The following is a 268-nucleotide window of genomic DNA, read 5'->3' as shown; positions in this document are numbered from 1 at the left end:
ACGGTAGAATGCGCCCCACTCGACACGGCCGTCAGCCCGGGCCGCAAACGATTCGAACGCGAATCGCAGCGCGCACAAGGGATTGACAAACACGGCCGTCCCGGTGGAATACGCCTCTCTCGCGGCGAGGCCCTCAGGGCCGGAAGATGTCGACAGACGCTTCAGCGAGACGCTCTTTAACAATCGATCAGGTAATTCATGTGGGCGCTTGTCTGCGAAGGGGTGAGAAGTCACCAAGACCTTCAAGGCAAGCGACTCGTCAAAGACC

General features: G+C 59.7%; 1 protein-coding gene. It reads right to left on the bottom strand.

Going from position 1 to position 268, the window contains the following annotated elements:
• Positions 1-246 (bottom strand): hypothetical protein (locus tag ACW4DH_RS19015; protein WP_459637967.1); only part of this gene is annotated, 246 nt, incomplete at its 3' end.
• Positions 247-268 lie beyond the last annotated feature (22 nt).

It is taken from the genome of Halomonas sp. WWR20, from assembly GCF_054602495.1.
Note: the sequence above shows the minus strand (reverse complement) of the source record. Positions and strands in the feature narration are given on the sequence as shown.